This window comes from Fibrobacter sp. (genome assembly GCF_045112255.1).
Lineage (GTDB): Bacteria > Fibrobacterota > Fibrobacteria > Fibrobacterales > Fibrobacteraceae > Fibrobacter.
In genome coordinates this window covers 43573-52989 of record NZ_JBGUHR010000039.1, presented here as the reverse complement: position 1 = coordinate 52989, position 9417 = coordinate 43573, and the positions used below count along the sequence as shown (strand labels likewise).

Annotated in this window: 6 protein-coding genes; 4 read left to right on the top strand and 2 right to left on the bottom strand. The window is 51.0% G+C overall.

Annotated features, from left to right (window positions below):
• The first annotated feature begins 4 nt into the window (after nucleotides 1-4).
• On the top strand, nucleotides 5-1459 hold the full coding sequence (ilvC, locus tag ACJMM9_RS04640; RefSeq protein ID WP_405324276.1) for a ketol-acid reductoisomerase: 1455 nt from the start codon (nucleotides 5-7) through the stop codon (nucleotides 1457-1459).
• Nucleotides 1460-1654: 195 nt separating this feature from the next.
• Entirely contained in the window at nucleotides 1655-3367 is a 1713-nt protein-coding gene (locus tag ACJMM9_RS04635; RefSeq protein ID WP_405324274.1) for a hypothetical protein, read from the top strand.
• A 122-nt stretch (nucleotides 3368-3489) separates the two neighbouring features.
• Here ACJMM9_RS04635 and ACJMM9_RS04630 read toward each other — a convergent pair whose 3' ends face one another.
• Both ACJMM9_RS04630 and ACJMM9_RS04625 read right to left on the bottom strand, forming a co-directional pair.
• Nucleotides 3490-6102 (bottom strand): YfhO family protein, encoded by a 2613-nt coding sequence (locus ACJMM9_RS04630; RefSeq protein ID WP_405324272.1) that lies wholly within the window; start codon nucleotides 6100-6102, stop codon nucleotides 3490-3492.
• A 297-nt stretch (nucleotides 6103-6399) separates the two neighbouring features.
• Nucleotides 6400-7353 (bottom strand): ArsR/SmtB family transcription factor, encoded by a 954-nt coding sequence (locus ACJMM9_RS04625; protein ID WP_405324270.1) that lies wholly within the window; start codon nucleotides 7351-7353, stop codon nucleotides 6400-6402.
• 178 nt (nucleotides 7354-7531) lie between these two features.
• Here ACJMM9_RS04625 and ACJMM9_RS04620 point away from each other — a divergent pair, with 178 nt between their 5' ends.
• On the top strand, nucleotides 7532-8299 hold the full coding sequence (locus tag ACJMM9_RS04620) for a phosphatase PAP2 family protein (protein ID WP_405324268.1): 768 nt from the start codon (nucleotides 7532-7534) through the stop codon (nucleotides 8297-8299).
• Between the two features lie 86 nt (nucleotides 8300-8385).
• Nucleotides 8386-9393, top strand: a complete 1008-nt coding sequence (locus tag ACJMM9_RS04615; RefSeq protein ID WP_405324266.1) for an FISUMP domain-containing protein — start codon at nucleotides 8386-8388, stop codon at nucleotides 9391-9393.
• The last annotated feature ends 24 nt before the right edge of the window (nucleotides 9394-9417 follow it).

Below are 9417 nucleotides of genomic sequence, written 5' to 3'. Positions count from 1 at the left end.
CCCTATGCGTCGCCAACTCGAAGAAATTGGCCACTGCCGTTTCATGGAACATTCTGAATTCAGCCGTGGTGTTGAAGCCCTCAAGGGTAAGAAGATTGTGTTCGTCGGTTGCGGTGCTCAGGGTCTCCATCAGGGTCTCGACCTTCGCGATAGCGGTTTGGATGTTTCCTACACGCTCCGCAAGGAAGCCATCGAACAGAAGCGCCAGTCCTGGAAGAACGCTACTGAAAACGGCTTCAAGGTCGGTACTTATGAAGAAATGATTCCGGATGCAGACCTCGTTTGCAACCTCACACCGGATAAGCAGCACCACAACGTGATCCCGGCTATCATGAAGCTCATGAAGAAGGGCGCAGCTCTCTCTTACAGCCATGGCTTCAACATCGTCGAAGAAGGCCAGGAAATCCGCAAGGACATCACTGTGATCATGGTCGCTCCGAAGGGACCGGGTTCCGAAGTTCGTTCTGAATACCTCCGTGGTTTCGGCATGCCGTGCCTTATTGCTGTTCACCCGGAAAACGACCCTGAAGGCAAGGGCTGGGACTATGCCAAGGCTTACGCTGCTGGTCTCCACGCTGACCGTCCGGGCGTTCTCGAAAGCTCTTTCGTCGCCGAAGTGAAGTCTGACCTCATGGGCGAACAGACCATCCTTTGCGGTATGCTCCAGACTGGTACGATCCTTTGCTACGACAAGATGGTGAAGGAATTCGGTATCGATAAGGCTTACGCTGTGAAGCTCCTCCAGTACGGCTGGGAAACGATTTCCGAAGCTCTCAAGCATGGTGGCATCACGAACATGATGGACCGTCTTTCCAACCCGGCTAAGATCCGCGCAACGGAACTTGCTGAAAAGATGAAGAAGATCATGAAGCCGCTCTACCAGGAACATCAGGACAACATCATCTCTGGCAAGTTCTCCAGCACGATGATGGTCGACTGGGAAGCTGGTGACAAGGACCTCCTCAAGTGGCGTGGCGAAACCGGCGAACTCGAATTCGAAAAGGTTGCCGCAACTGACAAGCAGATCACCGAACAGGAATACTTCGACCGTGGCGTTCTCATGACCGCTATGATCAAGGCCGGTGTGGAACTCGCATTCGAAACCATGTGCTCTGTGGGCATCAAGCCGATGAGCGCTTACTACGAATCCCTCCACGAAACTCCGCTCATTGCAAACCTCATCGCTCGTAAGAAGCTGTTCGAAATGAACCGCGTCATCAGCGATACTGCTGAATACGGCTGCTACCTCTTTGCTAACAAGTGCGTTCCTCTCCTCGCTGACTTCATGAAGAACGAAGTCAAGAAGGGCGACGTTGGCGATATCTTCAACGAAGGCAATACCAACGCTGTCGATAACGAAGAACTCATCAAGGTTAACAAGAACATCCGTAACCATCCGGTTGAAGAAATCGGTGCTTGGCTCCGCGACCGCATGAGCGGCATGACCCGCGTCGTCTAAGCTTCGTCTAGCGGCGTTCTCGACCCTCTCGCTGTACTAGTTGTACAGCTTCGGGGTCTGCGGCCTTGCTATACTCGCTTATACTTAGCGGGATAGTAGATGTTGCAGTTCGTCTTTGAACGTTTTAAAATCTCGTCAGGTATTCCCTGGCGGGATTTTTTTGTATATTAAAGACAAGATAACAAGGAGGAAATAATGAAATTATTTTCAATGTTTGGGGTCTTGGCTCTTGCTGTCGGTAGCTTTGCTGCAGATCAGGGAACAAAGGACGATCCGCTCACCATCAGTTCTGTTCAGGAACTTCTTCAGTTCCGGAATGCTGTTTCGGATAGCGGTATGTACAAGGGCGTCAAGTTGAAAAACGGTGGCGAGGGTTTGCATTTCAAGCTGACTGAAGATTTGGACTTGAGTACGGTTTGCGGTCGCGATGTCGGCAACTGGAAGCCGATTGGTCCTTTCGAAGGGAGCTTCGATGGCGCAAACCATAAGATTTCGAACTTGTATATGGACGACTCGCTGGGTAGGGTCGGGAATACGGGATTCTTTGGGCCGGTCTTCAACAACGGCAACGATACGCTCTATTTCAACAATGTCGTTTTCGAAAATGCCTACATCCGCACGTCGGGAATTGCAGGAACGCTTGTTTCGCAGGTGGTGACGGGCAAGGTCGTCTTGCGGAACAATGTTGTCAATCTGAAATTCGAATCCATGAAAGACGAGAATGCCGACCTCCAGTTTGGCGGCTTGATGGGCAATACTGTTGCGGATTGGGTTGGCTTTTATGATAATACGGTGAAGGGTTCCATCAGTGTTTCTTCTGTGAAACAGCTTGCGGTTGGCGGCATCATGGGTGTGCTTGTAGATCCGGGTGCACTCGAACGCAATGTGAACGAGGCTGACATTACGGTTGATGGGAACGGTTATTCTCAGGTGGGGGGCATTGTTGGCGAAATTATTGCGCCCTATACCTTCAAGGATAACGTGAACAAGGGTAATGTTACGGTCAGTGTCCCTGCGCAATATGCTTTTGTCGGTGGCCTTGTGGGCGTGAACCCGTCACTCCCTTCTGAAAAAAATATAGTCGGAAACGTTAATTACGGTAAAGTCGAGGTGTCGGCTTCGTATGCCGCGGTCGGTGGGCTTTATGGCTATGTTTCGGGTAACACCAATACGGTTCTCGACAGCTGCATCAATAATGGCGATGTCGTTTATCACGGTAAAGAAAAGCAGGAAAATGTTCAGATTGGCGGTATCGCTGGCATTTGGGAAGTCAAGCAGGCGAGCCGCATGGAAAACAACGGAAAAATTATTATTGATAACACGGTAAGCCCTAAAGTCGGTGGTATTGTCGGTTTTGTTCGCCCAGGGGCTACTAGCCTGGATTTGTTCAAGTCTGTAAATGCGGGCAATATTACTGTCAATAACAACGCTGTCGCCAAGGGGTGGATCTCGGGCCTTATCGGATTGACCGATGTGTTGGAATCTGTAAATCTGGACAGTTGCGTGAATAAAGGGGATATCTTAATCGAGGGAGCCACAGACAACAAGGTCCTTTTTGTCGCTCCACTTGCGTTAGTGTCTACGGGTACAAATCTTAATGCCAAAACAAGTTCTAACGAGGGAACTGTTCCTGAAGGCTTTGATAACCGTGTTTCCCTTAAGAATGTTGCACAGGCTCCTAAAATGCGCTTGCAGAATTTGGGTTCTGGCCGTGCAATCCTTGAAGTTCCCGGCTTGAAGCTTTCTGGCCGTGAACAGGTGGAACTGTGCTCTTACGATGGTAAGCATGTCCCGGTGCAGCAGATGCAATCTGGAAATATCTTCTATCTCGAAGGTGTTCCTGCGGGCCGCTTTATTGTTCGAATCAAGACTCCGCTTGGAATGCGTTCGTTGCGCGCAACGTTCTAAGTTATTTTTCGCCGATGAGGAACATCGCGAACTCTAACTGAAAGACTTTGTTGCTGTTCTGATTTTCTAATAGCAAAAGCCCACCGGATGGTGGGCTTTATGCGTTTGGTAATTGCGTTTGGCTACTTCGCTTGTGCTGTCTTGCGGTTCTTTACGAAGACGAACACGCCGAGGGCGATGAGCAGGATTGCGGCGAACAAGCTGACCTTAAGGCAGGCGTGGAACGGCTTCGAGCGGTATTCCATGCGGACTTCGGACTTGCCCTTTGGAATTTCGACAGCGCGGAGGTTCCCGAATGCCTTGTAGACCTTGGCTTCCTTGCCGTTGACGGTCGCTTTCCAGTAGGGGTGGTAGTTGCCTGCGACGACCATGAAACCTGCGCGGTCGCTTTCAACTTGGAACACTTGCGTATCCATCTTCGGGCTTGCGACAAGCTTTGCCTTGCCTTGTGCCACACCGCCTTCACCCTTGTTTTGCGGTTCTTCAGAGAGGATGACTTTTTCGCGGTATTCAAATCCATTCTTGAGCGCGTCGATTGCCTTGGAATCTTCCATCGTGGTTGATTCGCCGTAGATGTAGGCTTCGCCCATGGCGGTTGGGATCGGCATGTAGGTCGTGCCGCGCTGCGTGTCGAATATGATGGCGTTGATGTTCATCAAGTCGAGGAACGGGTGCGGTGCGTTTTGATCGTTGATGTTCAGGAGGTAGTTCGAATTGCCTTGTCCGCCACGGAATTCGCGGTAGCTTGCAAGTTCGTTGTCGTGGAATCCGTCCGCATTGCGCATGTGGTACTGCGGGAAAATGTTGCCGCTGAGGGCCTTGCTGCGGGATAGCGAAAGAACGCGCGGTTGGTTGATCGGATCAGCTTTGTATGGAGCCTTGAGCGCTGCAACAACGCCGTTATTTGGCTGCAAGTATTCTTTAGCGGGAACATTCTGGATGAATGCTCCGTTGATGGTCACAAGTTCGATGCCTGCGACAAGTGCGAGAATTCCGACCTTGGCGGGGGTGCTCCCTTTCCACTTGAAAACGGCTAGGCTTGTACCGATGACTACGAGAATCAGGATGAAGCTCGGGATAATCTTCGAGGCTGTCATGTTCATCACGACTTCGTTCAGCGGCTTGAAGTACGGGGCTGTGACGGGGTCGTTCAGGAGCTTCTGACCGCTCATGAGGAAAATTCCGATGACCGCAAATCCGATAATGACGGCTGCCTGGACGCCTCTTGATGTTCCCGGAAGTTTCGCCTTGAATGCATCCACAAAATTCTTGACGTTGATTTCCTTGCCCTGGTCATCGAGGCTCATCACGCCGAGGCATGCGAGGGCGTATACGAGGCAAACCACAAAGCCGAACGGGCTGATAAAGAGTGTCCAGTCGAAACGTGCAATGACGACGAGCAAAAGCAGGATGACGAACATGGCGGTTCCGTGCAAGAGTGCCCGACGGTTCTGGGTGGTATTTTCGTTCGGGTCGCTAACAGCGCGAAGTACTGGGCCTGCCATCATCACGAGCAAGAGCGGGAGCCAGAAAAGGGCCATGCCTGGTGCGCGGAAATTCTTGACGCCCGGCAGAATATTGTACCAGAGCTTGAAGAGCGGGGAATGGTCTCCCATGCCGTAGCTCAAGGCGACGACGGCACCGAGTCCCCAGAAGCTTGCCCAGCGGCGCTTGCCCGGGAGGAACAGGCAGAGGAATCCAAGGAACGTGAGGAGAGCGCCTGCGTTGTTGTGGTCGAGCTTAAAGCTGTTGTGGCCCCAGTAGAACGGACTTCCCTGGCTGCCGGCTTCGGCCATCTTGCGGTATTCGTCCATCGTCACATCGACAAAGGAGCTGCCCTTGAACGAATTGGACTTTTCATCCTGTTCGTAGACATCGACGCCGATAAATCCCGGAATGAGCATCTGCGCCATTTCTTCCTGGTGGAAGGACCAGCTCACGGCGTGACCGTAATTGGTATGTTCGCCTTCACCGCGAACGGACTGCGTTGTGGTGTAGAGGTAGGGCGGTACAATCTGGAAACAGCTGAGGGCTAGGCCAAAGGCGAGTGCTGCGGCTGCAAGCCCGACGCGTTTACCGCGTGTTGCAAACGTGTTGCAATGGAATGCGGCTTCGTAGAGCGTATAAAGACCTGCACCCCACAAGAAGAGATACGTGAGCTGCAAGTGGCTTCCGAGAATCATCCATGTGATGCTCAGGGCAAAGACGATGAGGTAGTGGAGGCTTCCGTCGCGGACGATCTTACGGATGGCAAGGAGAGCGAGCGGGGCAATCGCAAAGACCATCATCTTTCCGTCGTGGCCGCCGTAAATGTAAGTGAAGTATTCCGGCGAAAATGCGTAGAGGAATCCGAGAAGCGAACCCCACCACTTGTTGCCGGTCAAGTTCCAGGCGAGGAGCATCGCGCTCATGAAGGCAACCCACACGGTCAAGATGAACTTGAAACCGACGGCACGTGCCGGATCCATGATGAACTGCGTCCACACGAGCGGGTGGTAAGCATCGGCAAAGAGCGCGTCAATCGTCGGGACACCGCCAAGGCGGCTATCGTCCCATTCCGTGAGGACGATGTCGAACGTGCGCAAAATGCGGCTGCCGATGCCGTTCAGCTGGTCGCTGTTGAGCATGAGTTGACTGGAATCGAATGCGAAATCGCGGAAGACGAACAGCAAAATCGCAAAGAAAACTGTGGCCATAGCCACAAAGAATGCAGGTTTCTTATTGAGAAAATTCATATAAGGAAATATAAAAATACCGCAGAGGTTGCCCGCTACGGTTTGTTAAATTGTTTGCTTTTGAACGAATTTGCGATCGAAATTATTCGAGCGTGTTTTCGTCGGTCTTAGCCGTCTTGACGAGACTGTAGATGCCGAATGCAGAAATGATGCAGATGGCAATGAATACGGTATATTTGATCAATTTGCCCATGAGATTCTCCTTGAATTTTTTTATAAAAATATTTGATTTTCCCGAAATGGTCAAGTGAATTTTTAGTTATTGGTCTTTAGTCATTGGTTATTAGACTGAATGACCTACTCCTTAGTAATGATCATGCAAATCACGGGGAGCTTTTTGTCGACTTCGTTTTCACTCGGGATGATTTCGCTTTCGATGACCTTGCAGTTGAGTTCCTTCACAAAGAATTCGAGCTGGCTGCGTTCAAAGCCAAGCCAAATGTGGCCGTGGGTCGTGCGGAACGATTCTTCCTTGTGCTGGGCGAGGTCCAGAAGCGCAAGCATTCCACCCGGTTTCAGGATGCGGGTCGCTTCCTTGAGGGCGAGGCGCGGGTCTGTCGCGTGGTGTAATACCTGGCTCATGAGGACGAGGTCCGCGTAGTTGGACGGGAGGCCCGTCTGCGTCATGTCCGCGACTTTCGGCGTCACGTTTTCGATGCCCTTCTGGTGCAAAATCTGCTGGAGTCCGCTGATGATTTTCGGATCGTAGTCGAGGGCGGTCACGTTCTTGCAGCGGCTCGCGAGCATGAGCGAGAGGTCTCCACCTTCGCCGCATCCGATGTCCACGGCGTTTTCGAACGGCACCATGAGTTTGCTGAATAGGCTGATTTGCGCCTTGAGGCTACCGCCGGCCTGATCGAGCTTGTGGATTTGTCCCTTGGTCTTGTCGGTGCGTTCTTCGAGCGCTTGTGCGGCACGGCATTTGAGGATATCCTTGTCCTGCAGTTCATCGTAGGCTTCGCGGATGATCTGCAACAGGCGGCTGCTCATGTAGAGTTCTTCGCTCAGGCGGTAATAAGCCTTGATGCCATCGCGGCGGTCTTTCACGAGTCCACATTGCGAAAGCTTTGCCAAGTGTCGGCTTGCGTTACTCTGGTGGATATCCAGAATGTCCTTGATTTCGTTGACAGTAAATTCGGACTGGTCCAGTAGGAGCAGTATCTTGAGGCGCATTTCGTCGGAAATGGCTCCAAAAAGTTCCATGTTCGGGATGATGGGTTCTCGGTTCTGGTTGAAATTCGAATTTGTCACGTGTTCCGCCAATACTTTTGTATGTTTGTGTCTGTGAATATAAATTTTTAATGGACTTTTGATGTTTTCTGGGCGATTTAAAAGCTTGTTTCGAGTGCTTTTTGCGGTGCTGTGTTCGGCAACGCTTGCTTTTAGTACGCCCGGCGCATCTCGGAATATCTCCGGCGCATCTCGAAACATGCCCGACGCATCTGGAATGGCGTCAAGCGCTCGCCACTATGATGTCTCGGTCCGCTTGGATGTTCCGCTTACGCTCGGAATCGTCATGACCTCGGTACTGGGAGTTTATCAGTACTACGGGATGTCGCGCATTTCTTCGAGCAATCTGAAGCCTAAATCGGAGCTTTTGCCGTGGGATCGCCCATTTGCAGGGCGTTACAGTGGATGGGCGACGACCGTGAGCCATTATTCGGGAGCCTTGGCAGTAGCACCTCTTGCATTGGCTGGTTATTCCTGGTACAAGGGTGATGCCGATGGTCATGACTTTGGAACCTTCACGCTCATGTTTGTGGAAGCAGTTGCCTTGCAGAACGCTTTGAACCAGCTGGTACGTTCGACGCAGTTATGGCCACGCCCTTACATTTATGCTGAACGTGGTGAAGGCCGCAAAAAAGCGGAGTCCGCACGTGGGGAAGCTTACGGCTCGTTCTATTCTGGGCATGCATCGACGGCGTTCACGGTGGCGGTGTTTACAGGAACGTGGTTCTCGGAAATTTATCCGAATTCTCAGTACAGAGGTCTCGTGTGGGCATCGTCATTGACGCTTGCCGGGGCTGTTGGCGCCTTGCGCGTTGTCGCGGGCAAACATTATCCTACTGATGTTGTAGTTGGGGCGCTAGTGGGAACGGGCGTAAGCTTTGGTGTGCTTAAATTGCATGAAATTTGTAAAAAGAAAATTTCTTTTTGGGCAATTCCGGGCAATATCGGCGCTATTTTTTACTTTTGACAATTTTTTATAGCATTTTTTTTGAAAAAGCGTATATATATTGTGTAGGCTTACTTCGTAAGTCTTTTTGCTAGAAGAGGTTATTGATGTTGGATGAGGTGTGGCATCGTTTGTGTGCCGTTGCTATTTTGACCGTGTCTGTGGTCAGCCATAATTATGCAGCCGAATTTAAAGATTACAGGGATGGGCGTGTTTATCGCGGAATTCCTTCAGGTTCTCTAAACTGGTTCAAACAAAGTCTCAAGTACAGCAAAACCTCTTACTTTACTGACGAAAACGGAATTCCTTTTTATCGCAGCGATAGCTGGCAAGCATCATGCCCGGAAGGAACGCAGCTCCCGGATGAAACCGACTGGGATGAACTGATTGAAGAAAAATTCTCCGGTCCGGATAAAATCCAGAGCATGAATGATTTTGTTGGACATTCTGCGCTCGGCTTTTACAAGTTTGAATTTGATGAAGTGGTGAATGCCAGAAAAGGCTTTGCCTATTTTGCGGTCCGTGGCCCAGCCAATCACGCCATAAGGCTTGAAACCAAGCGTGGAACAACGAAGTACGTGGATATCGAAGAAGCTGATGCCATCCAGATCCGTTGCGTTTTTGCGCGAGACCAGTTTGCCGAAAAGAATATCTCTCCGAAGGATATGATTTTTACGGACAAGCGTGACAACAAAAAGTACAAGGTCGATGTCCGTGGCGGCAAAATCTGGATGATGAAAAATCTCGCGTTCAGCGTAACTTCTGAAAAGCAGTGCTATGTGGAAGATAAAACCTATTGCGAAAAGTTTGGACGCTATTACACTTATGATGACGCACTCAAGGCTTGCCCTTCGGGATGGCACTTGCCAGATGATGGTGAATGGCGTGATTTCCAGAAAGACCGCGCTACGCTCGATTGGGATAATTTAGGGCAGGGCGGCTGTCAGGACTGGGATAATTTCTGCGACGGGATGAATTCTGGACATTACTGGTCTAAAACCTCGGTTCAAGCGAATACCGCCCGCTCTTGGGAATTTAACCGTGCGGACAAGGATATTGAACGCACCGATGCCAGCGTTTACAAGGGTCTCTATGTCCGCTGCGTCGCGGATTAATCGGCAACTGCAAAAAAGGCGTAC